The sequence below is a fragment of the Pseudonocardia sp. Ae150A_Ps1 genome (assembly GCF_001932315.1).
In the GTDB taxonomy this organism is placed as follows: domain Bacteria; phylum Actinomycetota; class Actinomycetes; order Mycobacteriales; family Pseudonocardiaceae; genus Pseudonocardia.
The window spans coordinates 16,239-39,241 of record NZ_MCIJ01000004.1 but is presented as its reverse complement, the minus strand read 5'-3'; the positions used below and the strand labels follow the sequence as shown (position 1 = coordinate 39,241).

Annotated in this window: 19 protein-coding genes; 2 read left to right on the top strand and 17 right to left on the bottom strand. The window is 68.6% G+C overall.

Features of this window, described 5'->3' with window-relative positions:
• Positions 1-1,392: 1,392 nt before the first annotated feature.
• The 10 genes from Ae150APs1_RS29930 to Ae150APs1_RS29895 form a co-directional block, all read right to left on the bottom strand.
• Positions 1,393-1,995, bottom strand: a complete 603-nt coding sequence (locus tag Ae150APs1_RS29930; protein WP_139317301.1) for a hypothetical protein — start codon at positions 1,993-1,995, stop codon at positions 1,393-1,395.
• Complete coding sequence (locus tag Ae150APs1_RS29925) at positions 1,992-2,540, bottom strand: hypothetical protein (RefSeq protein ID WP_139317302.1); 549 nt, start codon at positions 2,538-2,540, stop codon at positions 1,992-1,994. Before Ae150APs1_RS29925 ends, Ae150APs1_RS29930 begins: the two co-directional genes overlap by 4 nt.
• A gap of 29 nt (positions 2,541-2,569) precedes the next feature.
• Positions 2,570-7,294: a hypothetical protein gene (locus Ae150APs1_RS29920; protein WP_139317651.1), complete on the bottom strand. Its 4,725-nt coding sequence runs from the start codon at positions 7,292-7,294 to the stop codon at positions 2,570-2,572.
• 175 nt (positions 7,295-7,469) lie between these two features.
• Complete coding sequence (locus Ae150APs1_RS32435) at positions 7,470-7,640, bottom strand: hypothetical protein (protein ID WP_170918223.1); 171 nt, start codon at positions 7,638-7,640, stop codon at positions 7,470-7,472.
• Between the two features lie 155 nt (positions 7,641-7,795).
• On the bottom strand, positions 7,796-8,608 hold the full coding sequence (locus Ae150APs1_RS30830; RefSeq protein WP_249266625.1) for an HNH endonuclease family protein: 813 nt from the start codon (positions 8,606-8,608) through the stop codon (positions 7,796-7,798).
• Positions 8,609-8,621: 13 nt separating this feature from the next.
• Complete coding sequence (locus Ae150APs1_RS29910; protein WP_083680691.1) at positions 8,622-10,688, bottom strand: hypothetical protein; 2,067 nt, start codon at positions 10,686-10,688, stop codon at positions 8,622-8,624.
• A gap of 74 nt (positions 10,689-10,762) precedes the next feature.
• Complete coding sequence (locus tag Ae150APs1_RS29905) at positions 10,763-11,191, bottom strand: hypothetical protein (RefSeq protein ID WP_139317304.1); 429 nt, start codon at positions 11,189-11,191, stop codon at positions 10,763-10,765.
• 129 nt (positions 11,192-11,320) lie between these two features.
• Positions 11,321-11,497 carry a hypothetical protein gene (locus Ae150APs1_RS32430; RefSeq protein WP_170918222.1) on the bottom strand — a complete coding sequence of 59 codons (177 nt, stop codon included), beginning with the start codon at positions 11,495-11,497 and terminating at the stop codon, positions 11,321-11,323.
• Positions 11,490-11,720 carry a hypothetical protein gene (locus tag Ae150APs1_RS29900; RefSeq protein ID WP_075303087.1) on the bottom strand — a complete coding sequence of 77 codons (231 nt, stop codon included), beginning with the start codon at positions 11,718-11,720 and terminating at the stop codon, positions 11,490-11,492. The genes Ae150APs1_RS32430 and Ae150APs1_RS29900 overlap by 8 nt, the downstream gene beginning before the upstream one ends.
• Entirely contained in the window at positions 11,720-12,850 is a 1,131-nt protein-coding gene (locus Ae150APs1_RS29895; RefSeq protein ID WP_075303085.1) for a DUF2637 domain-containing protein, read from the bottom strand. Before Ae150APs1_RS29895 ends, Ae150APs1_RS29900 begins: the two co-directional genes overlap by 1 nt.
• A 209-nt stretch (positions 12,851-13,059) precedes the next feature.
• Here Ae150APs1_RS29895 and Ae150APs1_RS29890 point away from each other — a divergent pair, with 209 nt between their 5' ends.
• Positions 13,060-13,320, top strand: coding sequence for a helix-turn-helix domain-containing protein (locus Ae150APs1_RS29890; RefSeq protein WP_075324344.1), 261 nt, complete (start codon positions 13,060-13,062; stop codon positions 13,318-13,320).
• Positions 13,321-13,367: 47 nt separating this feature from the next.
• Here Ae150APs1_RS29890 and Ae150APs1_RS29885 read toward each other — a convergent pair whose 3' ends face one another.
• The 6 genes from Ae150APs1_RS29885 to Ae150APs1_RS29860 all read right to left on the bottom strand — a co-directional run bounded on the left by Ae150APs1_RS29885 (position 13,368) and on the right by Ae150APs1_RS29860 (position 20,561).
• The gene (locus tag Ae150APs1_RS29885; protein ID WP_075303080.1) at positions 13,368-14,444 is read right to left on the bottom strand and encodes a C40 family peptidase; all 1,077 of its coding nucleotides are present in this window, start codon (positions 14,442-14,444) and stop codon (positions 13,368-13,370) included.
• Positions 14,445-14,447: 3 nt separating this feature from the next.
• Positions 14,448-14,738 carry a hypothetical protein gene (locus tag Ae150APs1_RS31735; RefSeq protein ID WP_075324345.1) on the bottom strand — a complete coding sequence of 97 codons (291 nt, stop codon included), beginning with the start codon at positions 14,736-14,738 and terminating at the stop codon, positions 14,448-14,450.
• 227 nt (positions 14,739-14,965) lie between these two features.
• A complete protein-coding gene (locus Ae150APs1_RS32425; protein ID WP_170918221.1) occupies positions 14,966-17,074 on the bottom strand; it encodes a hypothetical protein in 2,109 nt (702 codons plus the stop codon).
• Between the two features lie 107 nt (positions 17,075-17,181).
• Complete coding sequence (locus Ae150APs1_RS29870; RefSeq protein ID WP_170918220.1) at positions 17,182-19,746, bottom strand: ATP-binding protein; 2,565 nt, start codon at positions 19,744-19,746, stop codon at positions 17,182-17,184.
• Between the two features lie 161 nt (positions 19,747-19,907).
• The gene (locus tag Ae150APs1_RS29865; protein WP_075303072.1) at positions 19,908-20,291 is read right to left on the bottom strand and encodes a hypothetical protein; all 384 of its coding nucleotides are present in this window, start codon (positions 20,289-20,291) and stop codon (positions 19,908-19,910) included.
• A 6-nt stretch (positions 20,292-20,297) separates the two neighbouring features.
• Positions 20,298-20,561, bottom strand: coding sequence for a hypothetical protein (locus Ae150APs1_RS29860; protein ID WP_075303070.1), 264 nt, complete (start codon positions 20,559-20,561; stop codon positions 20,298-20,300).
• A gap of 497 nt (positions 20,562-21,058) precedes the next feature.
• Between Ae150APs1_RS29860 and Ae150APs1_RS31725 the strand changes: the two genes are divergently transcribed.
• Complete coding sequence (locus Ae150APs1_RS31725) at positions 21,059-21,541, top strand: hypothetical protein (protein WP_075303068.1); 483 nt, start codon at positions 21,059-21,061, stop codon at positions 21,539-21,541.
• A 17-nt stretch (positions 21,542-21,558) separates the two neighbouring features.
• On the opposite strand, the gene Ae150APs1_RS29850 is transcribed toward Ae150APs1_RS31725, so the two are convergent.
• The gene (locus Ae150APs1_RS29850; RefSeq protein WP_075303066.1) at positions 21,559-22,806 is read right to left on the bottom strand and encodes an MAB_1171c family putative transporter; all 1,248 of its coding nucleotides are present in this window, start codon (positions 22,804-22,806) and stop codon (positions 21,559-21,561) included.
• Positions 22,807-23,003 lie beyond the last annotated feature (197 nt).

The window sequence follows — 23,003 nt, the reverse complement described above, 5'->3', positions numbered from 1 at the left end:
CCGGCCGCCTGGGGTGTGAGGCGCTGCGCGCCTCACGGCCGGAACCACCCACGCGCGCTAAAGCGCGCTATTTGTGCAGGTCAGCTTGCTGTTTTAGTGTTAAGTCGTTTCCAACCTAAAACAACAGCGTTTTAGTGTTAACTATCTTCATTGCTACGCAATAAAGAGTTCATTTAGTGTTACAGTACTACTGTATTTGTCACTAAAACCCCTACTCACCAGACATCAGCACGAGAGGGGTTTTAGTGTCAAATCACTTAGTGTCCGGGGCCATCTGTCAAGGCGCTCCGATTTCCTCTCAGGGGCCCGCCCCGATGGCCCGTTCAGATGGAGCCGAGCCGCCGCAAGTGCATCGGTCACAACGACTCGCGGTAGATCCCGCAGGTGCATCCCGAGTGACATGAAAACCGCGCCGATGGCTTCTGCGACATACTCACCCTGGTCGATCCCGGCGTACTGGCCCTGACCAGCCTTCCGCGGCAGATCGTGCCCGAACGCCTGCAAGAGCTCTCGCTCTGCCGCCCGCTGCTGTGCTGCCCTGTCCTCGGCTGGTGATGGCATCGGTCCTCCCCCGAGCGCTCAGAGCGCCCTCAGCGACTGCTACTGGCCGAGCTGGACGGGGGAAGCGCCCTACTCGACGGGGAGATTACTCCGAGGACCCGCGGGGAAGGGATCGGTCAGGCGGCCGATCGGTCACACCGCGGACTCGGAGCCGATCGATCGGTCACAGGGCTGAGGCTGGACGGCCGGGCGCCGGAGCACGCTCAACAGGGCCCGACCGCTCGCCTACCGTAGCGATGGTGGCGACTCTGGCGGGGCCGAATCCTCAACATCGCGGCTGACCGCTGGTCTCAGCCTCGGGTCAGTGTGCACCAGACCGGCCGACTTCTGGCATTTCCAGGCTCTGCCATCGAGTTAAGCTGCAATCGAGGATCCGCAAGTTCGTAGGACCCTGCGAGGACGTCACCGTCGTTTTCTGCGAGAGTGATGGCGCTGTCGTCGCCCAGCCAGAACGATCCTTCGTCGGGGATAGTCTGGCGGTACTTTAATGTCGCGTAGCGGCTTTCATCTTTGAATTCGATAGTGAACGGGTTACCGGCATAGCCCGACGCGGGACTGTCCGTGCAGGTCCCGGTCCATCGGCCGGCTAAGTCGTCAACCGGGGCAGAGCCGCAGCCTGTCAACACGAGTGCAGCGGCGGCCAGGACCCCGGCCGCTGCTGTCCATCGCGGGTGCAGTCCACACCTCACCCTCATACTCAGCTCACTTCCTCGAAATCCTGACAGTCTGTTTGCAGCGAGTGATCTTGCCACTCGATCTCTCCGACCCCACTCGTGCCGCAATCGGTGCACACCCACTCTGGATACGTGTACGCCACAGTTGCAGATCCTTTCAGTTACGGCGACGGTTCTGCCAATAGCCAGCGGCGCCCGCACACAACGCTGTAATAGCGAGCACCATGACAAATAGCCATATCGGAGCCGGGCGCTCGACGAACAGGGCGAAGGCCGCCCCCGGGTCTATGACCCAGATCAACATCATTACGGCGAACGCTATGAGCACCCCGAGGACCAGGCCGCCAGCCGCTCCGAGGTAGGCGACTGTGCCGACAGTCAGTCGGCGAGGCTTCACGTCGGTGATGCCGAGCTGGGCATCTCGCCGTGCAGCACCTCTCCGTTCTACCCAGCTCACTACGCCGCTGAGTGCTGCCACCACAGCGCAGGCGAACATCCCGTAGGCCAGCACGCGAACGACCGAACCGGGCAGGTCCACCCCGACCAGCGCAGCCCCGGGCATCAGCACGAACAACGCGATTACCGCCAGAACGAACAGCAGGCCGCACACCCGGCTCAGGTACTCGCCACGGAGGCTGTCCCCAGCCTCGCGAGTCGTGTGCTGCCACCGGCGGACCACGAACGCCCCGCCCGCCAGCCCTACCGCGATCATGCCGACGTACCCCACTGGTCCGTACTGGTCCAGCCCGGACGTGCTCACCACTCGTCTCCGTCTCCGTGTAGGTCCGAGTCGTCGAATCGGAATTCCTGCGGGTCGCTGAACTGCCAGTCAGCATCGTGGTAGTGCTCGCGCATCGCTTCACGGAACGCCGCCTCTGCTCCGGCCGGACCGTCCTCGACGTAGGCGTTCATGATCGCTTCGGCGGCGTCCGGGGGGAGATCCGCAGTGATCTTGCGCAGTCGGCGATAGTCCTTGCCCATAGGCGTCGGACCGGCCTGACCGGTGAAGTTGACCTTGATGCCCTTCTTACCCAGCCGGTTGAGCCTGCGCCGGGGGGCGGTAGCCCGTCGCACCTCGCGGGTGCCGTGCTCGGTCCCGATCTTGCCGCGGTTGGCCTTGCTCGGGGCCCGGCGCTTGGACCGGTCGGGATGAACCCAGGTCCGCAGCGTGCGGGCGGAGACACCGAGACGGTCAGCGGCGTCCCGATCGCCGTAGGTCTTGATCAGGTCCTTGATCTGGCGGTACGTCGTTGTTGTGCGGGGGGTGCGCTGGCCCCGAACGGCCTTGGTGATGGCCTCCCCCATGTCCATGCTCCGGCCGCGACCGCGGGCCATCAGCGTTCACCTCCGGCGTGCTTGAAGCGGTCCATCAGTCCCGCATCGACGATCGTCGAGCCGTCGTAGGTGCTCGACTTCGGCGTGCCACCGTCGGCGAGCAGCGCAGCAACGTCGGTGCTCGGGAGGCGGCCGATGTGCTTGACCTGTCCGAGCTGATCGCCCTCGACCCAGCCCGCGGGAGCGGCAGGCGTCGGGTCGTCGGAGGCGTAGAGCACGGCGTCGGTTGCGATCGCCAGCGGGTACCGGTCGGCGGACTTCGCTGCGGTGACGATCTTCCGGGTGAGGGCGTAGCGGCCCTGCGCGACGATGTGGTGTCGCCAGTCCGGGCGGTGCAGTGGGTAGTCCGAGCCGCGCCAGCTCGCAGCGTCGAGACGACCGATCCCGGCGCGATAGGTGGCTTTGACCGCGGCGAGGATGGCGCGCTCGTCATCGGTGGTCTCACCGAGCAGATCGTTACGCGCGTTCTTCAGCTCGCGGACCCACTTGTCCAGCACCCGCACAGCTCGGCCGTCCCACGTGTCGCCCTTCTTCGGCGCACCATGTGGCCAGACGTATGCCTTGCTGATCTCGGGTGCCAGCTCGTACAGATCGGTCAGGATCTTCATCGTCGGCGTGGTGACCCACAGGTAGTCACCGCCGCGGCGGCGCCCGGCGACCTGCAGCGGGTCCGGGAGCCGAGCGTCATCCCAGCTCAGCGTGTTGATCCGCCAGTACCCGGGCACGTTCGGATCGAACTGCGGAGCGTCGGTGATCTCCTCCGGCGCGCCAAGGCCCAGCGGCAGCGACGTCGCGGCGCCGAGGAACAGACCGTTGACGTCCCACGCGTCGACGTAGGGCATCGCGCTCTCGTCCGGCTGCATCGGGCGCTGCCAGATGTAGTCACCTTCGAGGGTCGGCAAGGTGGTCGGCTTGGGCAGCTCGGGCCGGGCGGTCTTCACCAGCTCCGGGCGCGTGGTGCCGATCAGCGAGACGCCGGTGACGCCCGGGGAGTACCGGTAGGCGACGCCCGTGGTCCGGGCGTAGGCCCCGAGTCGGCGAGCGAGCACCTGTGCGGGTTCGGTCAGTTCACCGAACGGGGAGGGCTCGATCTGCCACTCGGGGATCACGAGGTGGAACCGGCGCCCGTCCTTTCGGAATATCACGTTCCAGCCCGAGAGCGTCGCGTTCTCACGCATTCCCCACCCAGCCGCGTCCAGCTCATCGCGGATCTTGCGCAGCACGTGTGTGTGGTCCTCGGGCAGCTCGGCCGGTAGCCCCAGCTTCTCCCGGGCGCCGGGCAGGATCCAGATCTGGCCGTAGGCCCACTTGGCTCCGCGGTACTGCCCGCGGCCGTCGCGGTGGCCCAAGCCCAAAGACTCGCCATGGTTCAGCAGCGCTCCCAGAGCAGCGGCGTCGTCGGCCAGGTCGACCGGGACCGGGTCGCCGTCGGGGCGGGCCAGCCAGCCGATCGCCGCCGCCGCCACGAGGGCAAGGCCGGCACAGCCGGGCCGGGTGCCTTCCTGTCCCTCAGCTCCGCTCTCTCGCGCGGCAGGCTCCGGGGCCGGGTCATTCGGCGGGGTCTCGCGGTCCGCGGGCTCAGCGGACACCTCAGACGCCGACAGGGCGGCGGTATCGGCGAGGGCGTCAAGCTGAGTCGGTGCCGCAGACGGAGGGGCGGGAGTGTGCTCGGGAGCGGGCGCCGTCTGCTCAGGATCCGGGGCCTCACCGTCGGGACCCTGGTCGTCGCCGAGCGGCAGCGTCCAGTCGTCGCCGGTGTCGTCATCGTCATCATCGTCGGTGGGCCAGAGCCAGGACCAGGGGGCGTCCCAGACGGTGACCTGTGGGTTCGGGCCGCCGCCGGGGAGTCCGACACGGATCTTGCGGGTCGTGCGGCGTCCCTTGGCGGTCTCACGGGTGCGCAGGATCCCGGCGTCAGCCAGCGCGCCGCCGAGCCCGTCTCGGGTCAGGTTGAGCGGGATGCCTGCCGCGCGGGACTGGCGGCTGATCTCCTCGGTCGTGGCCGCGGGGTCGAGCCAGACGCGGTCGCCGTCGGTCCAGCCGATCGGCGAGCCGACCCGGCGCCAAGTCGTCTCCATCGATCCGCCCAGGCGCTCCCACCCGCACAGCTCAGCGTTGACCGGGTGCTCCCCTGTCCGGGGGTCCCGCAGCGCAGCTGTCTGCCGGACGAGCGCAGACCGCAGGGAGGATGCCGCGATCTCCGTGGGACGGCGCTCGACCGAGCCAGCCATCATGCGATCCCTTGTCTCGATCAGGGCTACCCAGACGCGCGACCAGCGCTCAGCAGCCTGTTCCTCGGTGAGTGCCCCGCGGGTCACCGCCATGTCGAGCAGCGCCCGCCAGCCCACGCCCAGATCGGCGACCGCCTCGGAACGGCGTGCCTCCACGCCGGGATCCGGGGAGTCGCTGCGAACCATCGCGTCGGTGAAGACCGTCCGGGTGCTGCGCAGCCAGCTCGTCATCGGCATCCGGTCGGCGTAGTGCTGCACGAGCGTGGCGGTCAGCCGGGCACGCAGCTCCGGCCCGTTCCCGGCATCGAGCGGGCCGAACGCGTCGCGGGGGTTCAGCTCCCCGCGGCGCATGTCGAGCGCGACGACGCGGGTTTCGGCCGACTCGATTCCGACCCACTGTTCGGCGGTCACTCCGAGCAGTCCACGCGGCTTGTGCTCGGGGCGGATCCCGCCGGTGCGGGCGCCGCGGTCCTTGCCTCGCTGCTCGGCCTGCGAGCGCGCCAGGACATTGAGTCGGCGGCCCAGCGCCTCGGTTCCACGGTCCGGGGCTCCGTCGTCGACGATGGTGAGCATGTCCCCGACGGTGAAGCGGTGCTCTTCGAGACTGGTCAGGGTGGCGGCGTCCTCACCCGCGCCGAACGGGAGATGGTCGTAGCGCGCGGCTGGGCAGTAGTGCTGCTGGCCCACCGCCGCGAGACCAGTCTTGCCGGAGCTCGGGCCACCGACGGGCAGGATCGTGACCCGGCTGTAGCCCAGACACGCCCGGTAGGCCGCGCCGAGCATCGGCACGGCGAGGCGGTCCGGGATGGCGTCCATGAGCCCGAACGAGGCCGTCAGCGCCTCGCTCAAGGCGGCTGAGTCACCCGCGGGGAAGGGAGCGGGGAGGGCGAAGTCTCGGTACTTCGGGGACGTCTCGATCCGGATATCCGGGCGGGCGCCCCGGGCGTCGATGGCTCCCCCGGCGTGCAGGTAGACCCAGCCGCCGCCGATCTCACGCCAACCGAGAGAGCCGTACAGCGTCTCGACCGGGGTCGGGCCGGAGACCGCGACGATGCCCGCGCGGACCTTGGAGCGGCCGGACTGCGTGTCGTCGATCGGGCAGGGCCAGGGCAGGTCCGCGACCCAGGTCAGCTTCTGCCAGTCCTCTTCGGCGATGGCGGGGAGGTCGATCGTCTCGCCGTCACGCGAGACCGCGAGGTCATAGTGGGTAACCCGCGGCGGGGCACCGTCGCCGAGGTCGTAGCGCAGCCGACGAAGCAGCTTCGGTGCGGCCGGGAGCAGAACGCGTGCCACGGTCTGGCGGTCCTCCCCGCGACCCTTCGTCTCGATCTTGCACAGTTCGTCGTCGAGTACCTCGTACTCGTCGCGGATCTTCGGGATGCTGCGACGCGGGGGCGGGGTGCCGTCGTCGGTCCCGCGGCGGCGCTGCCGCTCACGGGTCAGGTCGACCGTGGCCGCGGCCGGATCGTTCGGGGCGGCGGGCGCCTCCGTGGCGGTCGTGGGGGCGGCAGCACCGTTCACGTCCACCGGAGCGGGATCCTGCTCCGGCTGCGGGGTGACGGGCTCGGCGGCGTCCAGTTCCACGCGTTCGAAATCCTCGAGCCCGCGGCCAGCGGCGAGGTGGTCGGCGGCGTCCTTGCCCTCTGCCGCCCGGACCACCGAGACCGAGGCGGCCACCGGTGCAAGCTGGTCGGCGAGGTGCGCGGCGTGCTGTCGGCCAGGCTGCTCGGGATCGTCCTCGTCGCGGTCCATCACGATCACGACATGGGCGCCGCGTAGCGACTCGGTGTACTGCGGCAGCCAGCGGTCGTGCTCTGCGCCGTTGGCCGCAGCACCGCCCGCGTTGCACGTGGCGGTCACCCCGGCCTCGGTCAGCGCGTCGGCGTCCTTCTCGCCCTCGACGAGCCAGACCGGGGTTCCGGCGGTGATGGCGGCCAGCACCGAGGGCAGCCGGTAGAGGACTCGGCGCGACTTGACCGGCCACCGCGGCTGACGGCGGCCCGCGGAGTCGACCACGCGGACCGTGAACTCTTTGGGCACCCACCGGGAGACCTCGTAGATCAGGCGGCCGTACTCGTCGCAGTAGCCGTAGGTCTCGACCAGCCGACGGCGAGCCTTCCCCCGGGCCGCCCTCGGCTTGCTCGTGGTCCGCGGCGTCCGGGTCCGGTGCTCGGGTTCCCAACGTGCGCGGTTCGAGTCGGTAGGCCGGGCCGGGGGCTCGTCGTAGAGGTCCGACAGGTTGGGATTCAGCCCCAGGGCCTCGACGACGGCGCGGGCGTCGCACCCGGTGTGGCAGCGCACGAACGTCCGCCCGGCCCCGGTACGGCTGTCCGTACGCCATGTCACCGACAGCGAGGCGCTGCCGTCGTCGTGGGCCGGGCAGCGGGCATAGAGCTGATCGCCCCGGCTGCTGTCGACCAGACCCCGTTCTGCCAGCGCATCAGCGACGCGGACGAGGGAACTGCGGTCGGCATTGTTCGCGGCGTGGGTCACGGGGACCACCCACCGCCGAGGGGCAAGCGCGTGTTGTGGATTCCCGAACCGGGAACCCGCCGGTACCATCGCACTCGCAACCTCCTTTCGAGGTCACGGAAACGCGGGCCCCCCGACAGCACGCCGCCAAGCAGACTTCGGGGGGTTTTCGCGTGTTTGGAGTCAGAGACCCACGTCAGGCACCCAAGGGCAGCTGCTCCTGGTCCGCCGTGGTGTCGTCCGTCGTCGACGGCACCGTGAGCCCGTGCAGCTTCGCCATCTCGCGGATGACGTACTCGTTCAGGCTCAGGCCGTGCTTCTTGGCTTCGTCCTCGTAGAGGTGCCGGTGCTGCTCGGGCCACCCCACCGAGACATAGGACCGTGCGCCCCAGCGAGGGGTCGGACCAGGCTTGGCGCTCCGGGTCGGTCGCGCGGACGACTTTGACATGGGCCCTTCCTACCGTCTGCCATTGACCATTGGGAATCGACACGCCGCGGCACGCTGCGATCTCCACCCGCCGATCACCCCGTCGTGTCGCGGGCGGGGCGAGCTGCGATCGTCCGAACCACAGTGGGCACCGCTGCGATCTCGCCCGAGGGGAGGGACGCGAGCGGGGCCGCCGGGCAGGTGTCGAGCAGGCGCGCGAGCGCATCACGCTCAGCAGGCTTCACCCACAGCCCGTACCTCGCCTTGACCTCAACCTGGCGGGCGCCGTACTCGCACCACGACTCGCGGCGCGGGGGCAGCCAGCTCGCAGCGTCGCCGTCGCCCTTCCGCGCGTTGGTCGGGCCGTCGACCGCACGCAGGTTGTCCGGGTCGTTCGCGAACTGCTCGCGAGCAGCGGCGTCGAGTTGCTGGGCTCCGCTCTGCCATGCGTCCGACAACGACACGACGTGGTCGATCTGGACGGCTGAACTACTTCCGGCCCCGCGCTCGAACTGAATGACCTCACCGGTGTACGGGTCGGGATTCAAGATCCCAGACTGAACGACGCAGTCGTCCGTACCCGGCTTGTAGGCCACATCGTCGAGATCCCGAGCCAACACGTCGTTGCGCTGATCGCACCCGTTCTTGTCGGTATCGGACCATCGCGGCCCGAACTCGTCGCGACTGTATCCCGTTTTCGGCGCGCGCCCTTTCACTGGCAGGCGGGCAAGCATTTCCGCAGCAGGGCCACCGGCAACGGTCATGGCGGCGGATCCGGGCCACCCGTCCGACTTTTCCGTCGATTGCACTCCCCCACCGGCCACCATGCCGAGACCGATGCACCCGACCCCCGCTGCCGCGACACACCGAACCGCCCACTTCCTGACATAAACACGCTTCCCGGTCATCGGGGAATCATCCTTACTCATTCTCGGACTCGCCGTCCACGGACTCCGACTGATCCGCTTCATCGCTCCCAGACATTCGCCGGTTCCTCGCCCACTTTGACAGTTCATCGGCCGGGTACAGGCGCTCCGAACCACGCTTTCCCTTGGATGCCGGAAAGTGAACGTCGCGCTGGGTTGCCTTTCGCAGGTTCACGAGTGTCATACCGTCGACCAGGTCGTGTTCGACCGCCTCTCGCAGACCGACCAACACAATTCGATCTGAGACAGCCCCGCTTTCCTGCGAATCCGCAGGTCCAGCCTCGACAATCTCCGCCTCGGGCACTGTCTCTGGGACAGTCTCAGGGCCCTGTCCCAGGTCATCCCGATCATGGGACGGCTGCGACCCTGAGACGCCCGCGTGATCGAAATCGTCCCGAAAGCTCGTCGGAACCCCGAGCTGCGCCAAATCTCGCGCCTGTCGCGGCGTAAAGAATGCAACCTGCGTCTCCGTTGCCGCCCCAGCAGTAACAATCTGCCACCGACCAAGCTGCTTCGGCTTCCTCGGCATCGGCCACACTTCCGGGCAAAGCATCTTCCACGCATTCATCGTGTAGCGCGAGAGGCACCGAGTCGCGTAGTTCTCGCGCGCCTCCGGACCACCCATAGTGCGGGCCGACGCCATTTGCGCAACGGACACGACGTGAATCTTGATCTGGCGGCCCATGAACAGCAGATCGAGCAGCGCCTCGACCGCGGGCGATGTATTCGGCTCGCCCTTCTCCTTAATCTCTCGCCAATACTTGTTCAGACGGTTGATCGTGGCGTTCATTTCCTCCGCCATGACCCAGATCCGCGGACCCACATCGACGTGGTCAGTGTTTCCGTCGATATCGGCGAACCGCTCGACCAGATCGTTTCGCCGATCTACCTCGTTGCGGAGCGACAGCAGGCGGTCATGAATCGCCTCGGCTGTGCGGTGATACTCGCAGTTCCGCAGGCTGCTCGCCCACATATGCGAGACCTTCTTGACGTCGAAGATAATTCCGTACCCACCCTTGGCAAGCCCCTGCGAGAGGATCGCGCGGAGCAGCACAGACTTTCCCGCTCCGGATCCGGCAGAGACGAGAACGTGCGGTGAATCCGCTTCCAAATCGACCGTTACCGGCTTCTGACCAGCGGATAGACCGATGATGGGAGCGGTTTCCTTCGCCTTCCTCATCAGCGGCAGAATGTCGTCGTAAGTGACCTTCGCAGGTGGGCGGACCGGCTCCCGGAACGTCACGTGCGGCTTGTTGCCCTCCGTGTGAAAGCTGAACACCGTGTCTCCTTCCAGGCCGAGCTTGTTCCGCACGACCGTCTTGACGTGGTTCTGCACGCCGTCCGACCCGTCGTAGGCCGGCGGCAGGTCAATCCGCAGGTCAGAACCGGGATTGCGCTTGAAGTCAGGCGGGATGTGAAGCCACTGCTCGGGACGGGTCGCGGTCTGGCGGACCGGGCCCCTCAGAGCCTCGTGAAGCGGCCAGAGGTAGCGCGCCCGGTGTCCTCGCGTCTCAGCGCTGCGTGTGACCCCGTACGTGCCCCACACCAGCGCGAGCACTCCCAGTCCGATACCGACGGCCACCATCAGATCCGGGCGCAGCAGCAGTCCGACCCCCACCGCAACCAGCAGCGCCCCGATGCGCGCCGAGCTGCGCTGCCAGCCCGCCAGATAGGACCACTTGTTGGTCTCGCCCGCGATCTCCATCGGCTGGCGGCGAGCCGTCCGCCAGAACGTGGCGTCGGTGCGGGACTCCCCGACGATGGGCTGACCGCTGATGAACCGCCCGAGTGCCCGACCGACGAACGGGGCCGGGGCGCTGACCGTGGCGATGTAGGCGACGCGGCCAGTCCGCCGCGCCCCGTCGAGCGCTGCCGCGCTCACGGTCCGGGCCGCGGCGAGGCTCCGGACCGCGGTCGGGGTCGCCGACAGACGCGCTAGTGCGCTCTCAGGACGTATGACCAGCTCGGTCCCGCTCCCGCGCAAGGACACGATCTCTGTCGACTTCGCCGCGGTGTCTGGCATCGGGTCGGCCGCCCCGGGCTTCTCCATCTCCATCGTCATCGGACCTCACACCTCCGTCTGTGTTTTATCGTTATCGTGTTAAACCGCAAATTGCGGCATGTGCGCTCCGGCAATCACGCCACCTGCGGTGTCTTGTGCGCCTCGATCGGGGCGGTGTTGCCCACAGCGCGAGACGCGAGGGCGTGCAGCCGGGCGCGCACTTCCCGGTACCGCAGACCCGTCATCTCACTGATCGCCGTGGGCGAGGCCCCCTCCCTGTGCATGCGCCGGATCACCTCGTCCAGCTCGTTCGCACCGAGCGGCAGAACCTCACCGTCGAGCGTGCGGCGCACGGCAACCTCATCGACGTATCCGGGGTCGGGAGGCTGGTCGGCGATCGTCAGCTCGGCCTCGATGACGAACCGCTCGTCGTTGCGGATTGCGTGCTCCCAGCACGGACCGCACGCGGTCCCGCCGCGCGGCACGTGGTGTCCGAACTCGCGGCATGTCGTGCGGGCGACCGGGCCAACCGAGTGGCCCGCGGGGAGGAGGGCCGCATGCACGGCCGGGCGGTCGATGAGGGACCCGTGCGTCCGGAGGGGGGGTGGCGAGCTGGTCGGCCACGTCGCCGCGGATGCGGGCTTCGGCCTGTGCCGCCGTCAGGGGCTTCGCAGTCTGAGGCTTGGCGTTCATCAGATCTTCCCCTTCCGAAGGGCGTCCTGGATGCGTTCGATGTGCTTGCGGCACTCGGCGACCGCGTCGGCGGCCGTTCCGTAGGTAGCGGCGCTGTACTCCGTCTCGGGCAGCTTGTCTGCGCTCTGGTGATTTGATGTTTTGACCGCAAAACGCGGCTTGATGTTGTCAGCCATGCCGCACCTCGACCCCGGCCGCGGTGTGGTCCTGATCGGGCTCGTCCTCGCGCTGCTCGTCGAGCGCGGCCAGCAGCGCCGTGCGCTCCCGCGCGTGCCGCCGCTCCTGCTGGTCCCAGCGGGCGCGGAAGTTGGTGCGGCCGTTGGCCTTCTCGGCGAAGATCCAGCCCGCCACGAAGGCGATGTGGCCGGTCAGTCCGGCGGTGATCACGATGTCCAGCATCAGGAGTTCACCGCCTTGACCAGCGCGACCGGGCGGGGGGCCGGGGCCTGCGCCGCCTTCATGCGCCGACGGACCTCACGGGCGTACTTCTCGGTGACCCGGATGTCCTGTCGCGCGAACAGCTCGACGACCTTCTCGATGTGGTCGCGGGTCGGGTGCTCGTCCGGCCCGACGCCCATCATTCGCCACGCCTCACGGACTGCGGCGGCCTTGCCGCTGGTCGTGACCAGCTCGGCCAGCGAGGTGCGGGGCTGTTCGGCCGGGACGACCGGGATGCCGTGCGGGTCGGTCGCGGTCTCATCGGCCTCGGCTGTGGCCTTGTCCGCGGTGTCGTCGGTGTTCTCGGTCAGCACGGCGTCATGTGCTGCCGGGTCGCTCTCGGTGAGCTCGGACCGCTCGGTCTGAGCGGCGCGCTCGGTCTGGGCGGTGTACTGGCGTGCGATCTTTGCGCTGCGCGTGCGCTCTGCGGCCATCTCAACGGCAGCCAGCGCCTCAGCCGGAGTGCTCAGCCCGTGCAGGACCGCGAACCGGAAGGCGCGGAACGTCGTCGGCAGCGCCAGCAGCCACCGCAGGGCCCGGAATCGGGGAAGAGGCTGCTCGAGTGCGCCGATCTCGCGGAGCTGGTCGCGGCGCCAGGCACGCAGCGTGCGGTCCCAGAGCAGCGCGGCCGACAGGGACGCTCCACCGAAGAAGATCGCAGAGGCCGTCTCGTTGAGCACGGTGCTCGCGTGCCAGAAGTTGAACCCCGCACCGGCGGCAGCGTAGAGCCAGGTCAGGGCACGTTCGGTCATCGCGGAGTCACCGCGCAGGACGTAGCGCTGCGCGAGCAGGGCGACGTAGAACGCCGCGGCCCCGAACAGCAGCGGGACCAGGTACTCCCAGCCGTCGGTCATCCGGAACGTGTCCCGGGCCAGCGCGAGCAGGCCCTGCCATGCGGCCGCCTCGGGCGCCAGCACGACCACGCCGAGCAGGGCCGCCCGGGTCCCGGTCAGAGCCTTCGCGCCGAACCTGGACCAGTCCCGGCCAGGGCGCGGAGCCTGCGGCCCGTAGGTGACGGGCGGCTGCGGTCCCTCCCCCGCCGCGGTGTGCGTCTGCGGCACCGCACGGCGCCGCTTGAACGGATTGATCATGTGGTCCTCCCGACCTCAGTGCGCCTCATCGGCACACGTCGGACGGTACAGACCAGGTCTGTAGTTGTACAGACCTGGTCTGTACATGAGGTGCGTGCGGTGCCGTGCGGCACCGTGCGGCGAGGCTGCGGCACGCCCCGGCGATGCGTGGCCTGACCTGGTGTTTTGGTAACCTGCGGAACCGCTGACAACGGAGGGTGCACGCGCAGATGACCGACCGGCCCAAGCCCGATCCGGACGCCGAGTGGTGGACGTCGACCGACGTCGCCGCCTACCTCGGGGTCCAGCTGAAAACGGTCTCCGCGTACCGCCACCGCAAGCAGATGCCCGAGCCCGACAACCGGATCGGGCAGTCCTGGATCTGGAAGCCGGCCCGCATCATCGAGTGGCACAACGAGCCCGGCCGGCGCCGTAAGACCCGCGGGGGGACGAGCCCGGCCGGCCCCGGTGAGGGTCCTCCGGCCCCGTAGTTGTCCGTCGACGCTCGCGCCACGCACCAGCGGCCCGGAGGGCGAACTCATGCCGGAGCACCGGGCCGGATCACGAACGGCAGAACCCGGCGCTCGTCGTAGGAACCCGGCTCCCAGTTCAAGGCTCGATCACGGACCGGCACCCCGGTCGTCGGAGCCTCGCGGATCTGATCATTGCCCAGATACAGCGCGACGTGATGGACCGCGCCCACGCTGCCGTTGGACGACCAGAACACCAGGTCCCCCGGCTGCGCCTGGTCGATCGGAATCTGCTGGCCTGCCCTCGCCTGATCACGCGAGACCCGGGGGATCTGAACGCCTGCGGCCTGCCAGGCACGCATCGTCAGCCCCGAACAGTCGTAGGTGTCCGGCCCCGTTGCGCCCCAGACGTAGGGCTTACCGAGCTGCTCGGCGGCGAACGCGAGCACCGTCCCTGCAACACCCGGCGCCGCGGGCGCCCCACCCGGCAGAGCACCCGGCGCTCCGGCCGGGGCGCACACCAGCGAGTCAACGGACTCCCCCGGTGCCGCCGATCCCAGCTCGCCGAGCAAGTCGGCTGCGGCCTGTTCCCACTTGGCATAGGCATCTGGGAAAGCCGATCGCTGCACGGCCTGAGCCGCCTCGGTCAGCGGCATCGCCGCCCAGCCGGGCAGCGCGAGCAGGTGGGCATAGAACTGTTCCGCGGCGTACGCCGGATCAGTGATCTGCTCCCGCGTGCCCCAGCCCTGCGAGGGGCGCTGTTGAAACAAGCCGCCGGAGTCCCGGTCACCGCCCTCCAGGTTGTTGAGCGTGGACTCCTGCATCGCCGTCGCCAGTGCGACCCACTGAGCGCGGGCCGGAGCCTGCATCCGCTGCCCGGTCTCGACGATCACCTGTGCGTTCGCTCGCTGCGCTGCCGACCACACGGCGCCCGCCCCCGGCTGGCCAGAGCCAGCCGCAGCGGGCGGGGGCGTCAGCGTCGCCACACACCCCGGCCGACGCGCAACGTCGAACGCAGGCTCACTGGCAACGATCATGGCGCTGAACACGGCCACGATCCCGAACCCGGCCAGCAGCACGACCCCGGCGAGCCCTCCGACCACGCGGCGGCGGGTCGGTGGCCGCGGCGTCAGTAGCAACGCCATCAGTCAGGCACCAGCGAGCGGTTCGACGTTCGAGACCCGCCACGTGCCGTCGACGTCGACAAGTTCGACCTGAATGCTGAGCCCGTCGAGCGGGACCGTGACCTGCACCAGGCCCTCTGCCTCGGCAGTCACCCGGCCCTCGCCGACCACCTGGCGGGCCGGGACGTTGACCGGATCGACCTGCGCGAGAACGACTGCGCCGTATTCCTCGGTCGCCAGTGGCCGAAGACGCCCCAACCACTCACGTTGTGGCGTGTCCGGCGAGGCCCACAGCGTCGCGAACTCCTCCGCCACGGCCCGCGGGGAGGAAGGTTCGAGCGGGGCCGGTGCGGGTGGTGGCGGTGGCGGTGGCGGCGCGGGTGCAGCCACCGGCGGGGGCGGCGGCGGTGGCAGGGCAGGTGGGGCGCTCACCTCGACCGAGCCGAGCCGGATCGCGACCGAGACGAGTACGACGGCCCCGATGGTGACCCCGTAGAACCTGCGGCGGCTGTAGAGCAGCCACGACGTGAGCGGACGCCCGGTTACCACGGCCTCGCCCTCCTGGATTCAGGCCGCGGGCCCGCCGCAGTGCCAGCGTGCGGACGAGCCGCCGAGCGCGCCCGGGACGGCCGGTAGAGCCCTGGACCCCGCCGACGCGTCGCCGACGACGTCCCGGCCGAGCGGGTCGCAGTCGGCGGGACCACGCCGGAATCCGCGGTGCCGGTCCGGGCGCCGCCTCCCCGAGTACTGGGGTCCTCGGCCGTCACGTGTCCCGGGCGGGGTACTCGTCGCCCGTCTGGTCTCGTCGAGGGAGTCGCGGGGCCAGTCCCTTGATCCGGTCGGCCAGTGACTCCTGTGTCCGGACGGCGACGGGCACCCTCGACCGTGTTCAGTCGGTTCGAGCCGCCGACGGTGTCGGGCCTCGCCTCCCGCCGCCCGCCGCCATCGTTGCGGGTCGGCCCGGACGGGCCGGGTCGTGGCCCGACACCGATCGGGCCGGTGGGCGAGTCGCCCCCCTCCGGTCCGTCCCTGCCAGCGCCGTCACCACGTGGACCAGGCGGACGCGGACCGGGACCGGGCGGGCGCGGACCCGGTCCGGGCGGTCCGGGCGGTCCGGGTGGGCGCCGCCCTGGTCGCCCCGGACCGTCAGGGCCGCCCTCATCTCCTCCCGCGGGACCAGCTCGTCCGGGAATCCGGCCTCGTAGTGCCCCGATGAGCTGCTGATGACGGCGGGTGGTGGCCCGATTCGCCTCGTGGTAGCGAACCTCGGACTTGATCCACTGCTGTGCCCGCCCGGCGCGACGGCTGAACTGCCCTGCCATTGCCCGGGTCGAGGAGAAGATGCCGGTCAGGCTGACGATCGGGCGCAGCAGCTTCAACAGAATCAGGGTGGTCGCCCACGACGCCACGATCATGCTGCCGTCGGTCAGGTCCCCGTTACCGGCCATCGTGAGGATAACGATTGAATGCGCGACCGCGCAGACGCTCGCCACGAGACCGCCGAATATCACTGCCCCGACAACCTTGATTGACTTTTCGAGAGTCCCCGGCTTTACGATCGCCAATAGGGCGACGAGCGGCGCCCCGATCGGCAGGAATGCCAAGAACAGCACGAGCATGTACTGGATCATCAATGCGAAGATCTGGACGATTGCGATCGGCGCCATGATGAGAGCGGCGCCTAGGCCGGTCGCGGTACGGCCGTCGCCTTTTCCTTGCAGGTTTGTGTATTCCGCAGGAGTCGCTTCCTGGTCGGCGATTTCCATCCAGCGCTCGCCCTTAGGTGTGTACGTCTCCTCCTGATTGCTTTCCCCGTCGAGGATGGACCACCACTCGTTGTAATCGAGCGCCTGATTCTGGAAGAGCTGCCACGCGATGTCGTCCCGGCCGTACGTGCCGACCTGGCCGTCCTTCCACGACCGATAGATAATCTGCTGGTAGACGGCGTCGCGCATCGCCAGTCCGGCGCTTTCCTCCTGTTCGGGAAAGGCCTGCCGTGCGACGGACTGTTGCGCATCTTGCAAAGCCTGTCGGACCGAGCCACTGAGTTCCTGCGACAACTGGGCGCCAGAACCGAACGAGAGTGCAGAGACCGCGATTGCGGCAAGGATGAGACAGACGCGGCTTAATACCTCGCCGACGTCGCCGCGGCGCCCCGCAATGATGACGATGCTGCCTGCCAAAACCAGAGCTGCGCCAGCCCACGGCGAGAAGACAGCATCGAACAGCGCTTGTGCCGTTTTGTCCGACGCATCGGTGACATCTCCGGCTGTCGGATCCATCGTCACCAGCTCTTGTAATCCCTGCTGTGCCGCGAACAGTGCTCGTGCAACCCAGAGGAAGAAATTTCCGAACATAGTGTCGACCGATGCACCGGGGTCGCGCACACTACCGCCGCAGCCAAGGTCGTAATTCGACCACTGCATTCCGGCATATCCGTAGTACGTGATCAGCTGGCTCTGTACTTCTGCCGGATCGTCGGGCAGTTCTCCGGCAATGGGCTCGTGTACAACGAGCTGATCGAGGGTGCTCAGGAACCCGCCGGCCGGATCCGTCGGCATCGGCGGGCTCTTGCATTCATCAAACGGCGGGATCGCGGACGCCACGCCCGCACCGGCGAGCACCAGACCCGCCACGAACACCACGAGCACCGCCGCGGCCCGCGCCCGGCGCAGCCAGCCCGAGCGCTGCCCCCCGACACGGCCGCGGCGCAGCCAAGCGACCAGAGCCCGCGGGGAGCGGAGACGGGACGGGGGAGTCATCGGCCGGTCCCGGAGCGTGCTGCGTTCGTGTCCAGGACCTCACGCAAGCTCGTGTAGTGATCGCCGGAGACGTCAAGCCGTACGTCTTCGCAGTACTCACCCGACCGCCAGATGAACTCACGGGGCGCATCCGCGGCCAGGCCGGTGCCGAGCATCCCGACACCGCTGCTCAGATCACTGAGGCGCGGTTCGTACCCGACCCCGGTCGGCACCCGGAGCAGGCGCAGGGCATCGCTCTGAGCCTCGCTGTCGGTGGTACGTCCGACGAACACGTCATGACACAGGCTCGCCAGCCCGGAGTCGCCACCGCCGAGCTGCAGGACGTCCGAGGCGAGCTGCCCGGCGACCAGGACGCGGGCCCGGTACTTTCTGTTGTCACGACTGAACTGAGTGATCAGCGTGCGCCCGGTACTCGTCATCGACAGCCAGCGCAGCTCATCGAGGCCGACCATCTTCGGTGCGGCACGGGGCAGCTCGTAGACCCGGCGGTAGGCCAGCCAGGCGGCGAGGTGCATCAGGGGAAGTGACAGCTGCTCGTCCAGCCCCCAATCCTGTTCATCGACACCTTCTCGGGGCAGAGTGAGCCCCTTGGTCGACAGGACCAGCAGCTGATCCGTGTCGCTGGCCCACCGCTCGTACCCCGGGGCTCCCAGCAGCAGCCGGGCCGGTCCCGAGGGGGACAAGATCGGGCCGAGCGACTCAGCCAGACGCTCGCCCTCGCTGCCGATGTGGCGCAGCGCCTCCATCACCTCCCCGAGATCGTGATCAGCACCGAGTCCCACACGGTGGACCGCGCCCAACAACATTTGCTGCACCCCGGACTCCCGGCGGATCGCGGCGGGGAGGAGCTGTGTCAGAACGCTGATCACGAGGTTCGAACGCTGAGCCTGCGCGGTGTCCCGGTCTCGTGCGAACTCGTCGTCGCCCTGCGGCCCGGCCGGGTACTCGCGGGGATCCGGGTCCGCGATCATCGAGTACGGATTGAGCGTGCCCGGTGGGGCGTCCATCAACGACAGCCCGCGGGCGTACCCACGCAGCTCCGGCATCTCGGTCAGCTGCGTGAGCGGGCCGGAGGGGTCGAGCAGGGTGACGTACGCGCTGTGCGAGCGGACGACCTGTGCAGCGAGGGTGCCCATCAGGAACGTCTTGCCAGACCCCAGCCCACCGATCACCGGCGTGAGCCCGGATACCTGCTGGGTGTCCATGTCGTACCAGGGATCCCACGGGATCGGCCGACCGGAAGTGCTGGCACTGAACATCATCGGGCCGTGGTCGTCGCCGATGATCTCGGTGGCCGTCGGGACCGCCATCGACAGGTGCCGCAGGCTCATCCGACGGCGATAGGCGGTCGTCGCGAGGGGTTCCCCGGGGATGAACTCTCGAGCTATCGCGTACTGCCCTTCGGAGCGCTCGACCGCGACCTGCGGGTGGAACAGGTGGCGGATCTGGTCGAAGGTCTCCAAGGTCTCCCGTTCGGTCCGCCCGGGAATCGCCAGCCGCCACCAGCCCTCACAGCGCGCGGAAAGCCCGGTCTGGTCGGTGTCCAGCTCGTCACGAACCGCTGAAGCAAGGTCGATCTGACGGGCCAGGGCCGGGGGCGCGTCGACTCCGTGGTCGACCTCGTAGTGACGGTGCTGGGCATCCACCCGGTCGGCCACGAAGCGCAGGCTGCGCGCGGCCTGTTCCTGCGGTAGCACTCGCATCCGGGCCGACCACTCCACCGGGACGGGCACGTTGTCGACCACGGTCATCCACGGCAGGTCAGCCGCGGGCACGTTCAGCTCTCCCATGCGCCCCAGCGACGCGACGAGAACGTGGCGGTCGTGGCGCTCCCCGCTCGCTACGCCCCGCACACGCAGGGTCGGGGCGTACGGCTCCGCGGTCCACCGGGCCAGCCCGTCGACGGCAGCCATGTCCTCGGTCGCCCAAGTCGAGTCCGGCGCCGCGGGCATCACCGCTTCCGGCGGCAGACCCAGCGCGCACGAGCGGTACAGCAGGTGCAGCATCTCGCCCGCGGTGACGGGCTCCCCGCCGAGAGCTGAGGTCGTCATCAGCGAGTCGATGCGCTGTACTTCCTCGTCGAGTGCCGACAGCTCTGCGTCGACCCAGCGCCCGGCCAGGCGTCCGACTGTTGCGCTCCGGCTCGCGGCGAGCTGGTCGCCGAGGCTGCCGAGCTTGCTGCGGCCTCCCCGGATCTCCACCCCGAGGTAGACCTCTTTGACCGCCTTCGGCACGGCCAGGGCTCGTTCCTGCTCGGCGATGAGGTGTTCTTCCCAGCTCACGCCGTCTGGCTGGTCTGGCAGTGGGCGGGCCCACTCGTCGTGCGCGCGGGCCCACTGTGCGGCCGGGTAGGGCCTCCACGTGACCCGCCAGTGCAGCCAGCGCCCCGGGAGCGCGGCCAACGCCAGACCGACCGCGGACATCAGGGCTTCCCGGTCGTGATCGGCGCGCATCGCCCACGGCCGCGGAGCCAGGGAGTACCAGGCCATCGTTCCGGAGTCGGTCCGGGTCAGGTGCCCGGTGATCCCTCGGAGGGCCAGGTTCGGGCGGTACTCCTTCACCGCGGGTTCCGCGCCGGTCGCGGACTTGTCCCGGCGGCGGGCTCGTCGGGCCTGACGCCGCTCGCTGCGCGAGCTGCTCGGCGGGACCGCCTCGTGTCGGTAGTCGAATGTCGTACCCGCGGGGGAAGGGATGGGCGGGGCGGGGTCGGTAGCGAGCCTGGTCATCGGCGGTCCTCCCAGGGACGGGGACGGGCGGGAGACACGAGCACGTGACGGGGGTCGGACACCGCAACGACGGTCGTCGTCTCGGAGCGCGGTGCCCGGAGCTCGGCGGCGAACAGAGCCAGGACGGCGGCCACGGGCCGATCCGGCGTGATCACGCGCATCGTGTACTGAGTGGCGAGGATGGCGGCGATCGCGACGACTCCGTAGCCGATGGCACCGTCGAAGATCCCGAGCTGTGCGCGGACGATCAGGAACAGGAACGCGTACCCGAGCCAGAGCCCATAGGCGGCATAGCGGGCCTGCCAAAGCAGTGTGCGGCCGGGCGGACCGAGGTAGCGGTTCTGTAGCGCATACAGCTCGTCGTCAGAACGCGAGCGCATGACGGCTCAGTTGCCGTTGCCGCCGGTGAGGAGTCGGCCGGCCCACTCGGCTACTCCCTGCGGCGCCCCGTCGATCAGGCCGATACCGACGACGACCAGCGCGACCATCACGCAGACGATCATCGAGACGATCTTTGCGATGTCGGACTTCGCCGCGGCGGCTACGGCGACCAGGCCGATACCGATCACCGCGACAGGAACGATGTTCTGGGCTAGCCAGTCCATCAGCCCGTTGGTGTTGAGCCCTTGCGCGAGGTAGTGAGTGGTCATCGCATGTGCCCCCTCTAGCAGCGTGTGTCGACCCCTTGGCGGCCGACGGTCGAGCGTGGGTCGTCGTCGGGGGTGCTGCCCGGGCTAGCGAGGGGGCTCACTCGGTCCCGGACAGCACCCCCCTGGTCGCGATGAGCGCCGCCAAGAGGTCTCATCGCGGGTCGGTAGGCGTTCGGCACCCGTAGCCCCCTACGACGCCGCACGCTGTGCCAGCAAAACAAGGCGCCTGAACGATGCTGGCAACGCTGGCATCTGTCAACTTTCTCGCTGGCACAGCTCGCTGGCACAGCTCGAAGTCCACCGGGAGAACTCCCAGCGCCAGCCCCTGAAAGGGGTACTTACAAAGACAGCCGATCACTGGACGTGACGGCGGGCGAATCAAGATTCACCCGTTTAGTCCAGCACGACCCGCCGGTGACGATTTGGTGAAGCTGCCCCTCGGGCGGTTCACTAGGCGAGGACGTTGCCAGCACACCACCGCCCGGGGGGGGCCTGCCATGAGCGAAGCAGACGAGGAGGGCGACCTCGGACCGGTCGCCAGATACTTCCGCTATCTCGTGCGGTACGTGCACCCGCCTGACCGGGAGCCCTACACCCTGGAAGAGATCTCAGAAGGGATCCGCCGCAACGGGGGACCGAGCCTGTCGGTGCCCTACCTGAGCCAACTACGCAGTGGGGCTCGACCTAACCCCACCCATCACGTGCTCGAAGCACTCGCCGACTTTTTCAAGAAGCCAGTATCACCGTTTTTCAATACCGCTGAGGCCGAGCTTGCGGGCGACGATTTAGCCTTACTCCATGCTCTTCGCGACAGCGGTGTCAAAGACATCGCACTACGCGCTATGAGTCTTAGCCCAGCAACCCGAGAGTCGGTCTCCCGACTGGTCCAGGACATGAGCGATCTAGATCAGCGCGCGAAGTCCGGCCCGAAGCGAAAGCAGAAACCCGCTAACCCCACCGAAGACAACACTGAGGACTGAACGCCGCCAAATGTGACCTAACGCGCTGACGCGCGCACAAGGCGGCCATCCGCTCGCTGGGCAGCGACCAAGCGCCGGGAAAGCAGTACCAGTACCTGCACATCATCGTCAAAACCGACCGCATCGTCCGGCCGACCGACTACCGGGGAGTCCGCGTAGTCAAGCGTGCGCGCCCGCCGCAGATCGAGCGCCGCGAGGAGCTGCGCGCCGGTCGGTAGATCAGACGGGCCCTGGCCGTCAGGCGTGATCTCCTGAAGGTAAGGACTGAGCAGGTGGAGCCTGTCGCGACAGTCGATCACCTTCCGGTAGAACCGCCGCGATAGGCGTGCGGCGACCGGTGACGTAGCGGCATCAGTTGTGGCCGTGTACTTCAGGCCGCCGAAGCCGTCCTCGCCTCGATCAACGGGAGCGTCCTCCCGGGGGAACACCTCCCGCAGCTCACTCCACAGCGGTTCCAGCTCCCGCGCTGCAGCCCAGTTCTCCCCCACGATCCGGAGCATGACTCCAAGGCTGGCCGCAGCCGGTGCAGCCAGTCCCAGCACAACCACGAGCAAGCCGACCGCGAGCAACACAAGGCCCAGTCCGTTGAGCGCCGGTGGCGGTGGCACCCCGCTCCACCGCACGACTACAGACACGCTGAGCACGGCCGTAGCCAGAACGAGGACCGTCGAGCCGAGCCAGAGCAGCCGCAGTCCTCGCCGTAGCGCCGGTGGCAGCGGCTCACGCCGAAGGTGGCCGGTGACCCACACCGTCGCGATTGCGAACGCCACCAGGTAGTAGACGTTTTCGATCAGGAAGAACAGCGCCGCCGAGGTCGCTCCGACCGGCCCGGCCCCACTCACCGCGTCACCATTCGCCATGCCCGCGAGCGAGTCTCGCAGCTCGGCCGGTGTCCATGCACTGTTGAGCACCAGCGCAACGACCGCCACCACAAGCGCCGCCGCCTGCCACCACCAGACGGCAGCGACACGACCAGTCGGCTCGGCCCGTCTCGGCCTCGGGGTGGCGAGGATGAAGGCGAGCAAACACGCAGTGGCGACCAGTCGGAGCGCGTGCTCGATCGTCCGGGCGTCGAGTCGATCCAGACCAAGAGCGCCGGTACCCGCGTTCGCGATGAGCCCGAACGGCCACGACCCCGCCCAGAAGATCATCAGTCCGGTGAGGGCGAGCAACCGTGGCGCCCGAGTCAGCCGGCCAACTTGCGTCAGCGCCCAGAGCAACCCGCACGTCGCGACCAGTGCCAATGCCGCATAGAAGGTGGTCATATCCATGCACCTCCGGACCGCAACGCCTCATCGAGCGCACGTGATGCAGGGTCAGCAGGCCGCTCCCCGAACCGCCGTGTGTAGAGCAGGGCTCGTTCCGCCAGCACCGTTGCGATGCTTTCCGCCACCCATTCACGTTCCTGACCGGCGTCGCCACTTCCGCTGTGGACCTCAGCGGTCGACCCGGACTCGTCAAG

Bases quoted from the DNA above. Each gene is read 5' to 3' on its own strand.
- Ae150APs1_RS29900 (WP_075303087.1), bottom strand. From the start codon at position 11,720: ATGCTGGACATCGTGATCACCGCCGGACTGACCGGCCACATCGCCTTC.
- Ae150APs1_RS29860 (WP_075303070.1), bottom strand. From the start codon at position 20,561: ATGACCACTCACTACCTCGCGCAAGGGCTCAACACCAACGGGCTGATG.
- Ae150APs1_RS31725 (WP_075303068.1), top strand. From the start codon at position 21,059: ATGAGCGAAGCAGACGAGGAGGGCGACCTCGGACCGGTCGCCAGATAC.
- Ae150APs1_RS29895 (WP_075303085.1), bottom strand. From the start codon at position 12,850: ATGATCAATCCGTTCAAGCGGCGCCGTGCGGTGCCGCAGACGCACACC.
- Ae150APs1_RS29890 (WP_075324344.1), top strand. From the start codon at position 13,060: ATGACCGACCGGCCCAAGCCCGATCCGGACGCCGAGTGGTGGACGTCG.
- Ae150APs1_RS29885 (WP_075303080.1), bottom strand. From the start codon at position 14,444: ATGGCGTTGCTACTGACGCCGCGGCCACCGACCCGCCGCCGCGTGGTC.
- Ae150APs1_RS30830 (WP_249266625.1), bottom strand. From the start codon at position 8,608: ATGACCGGGAAGCGTGTTTATGTCAGGAAGTGGGCGGTTCGGTGTGTC.
- Ae150APs1_RS29925 (WP_139317302.1), bottom strand. From the start codon at position 2,540: ATGGGGGAGGCCATCACCAAGGCCGTTCGGGGCCAGCGCACCCCCCGC.
- Ae150APs1_RS32430 (WP_170918222.1), bottom strand. From the start codon at position 11,497: ATGGCTGACAACATCAAGCCGCGTTTTGCGGTCAAAACATCAAATCAC.
- Ae150APs1_RS29865 (WP_075303072.1), bottom strand. From the start codon at position 20,291: ATGCGCTCGCGTTCTGACGACGAGCTGTATGCGCTACAGAACCGCTAC.
- Ae150APs1_RS29850 (WP_075303066.1), bottom strand. From the start codon at position 22,806: ATGACCACCTTCTATGCGGCATTGGCACTGGTCGCGACGTGCGGGTTG.
- Ae150APs1_RS29910 (WP_083680691.1), bottom strand. From the start codon at position 10,688: ATGACGATGGAGATGGAGAAGCCCGGGGCGGCCGACCCGATGCCAGAC.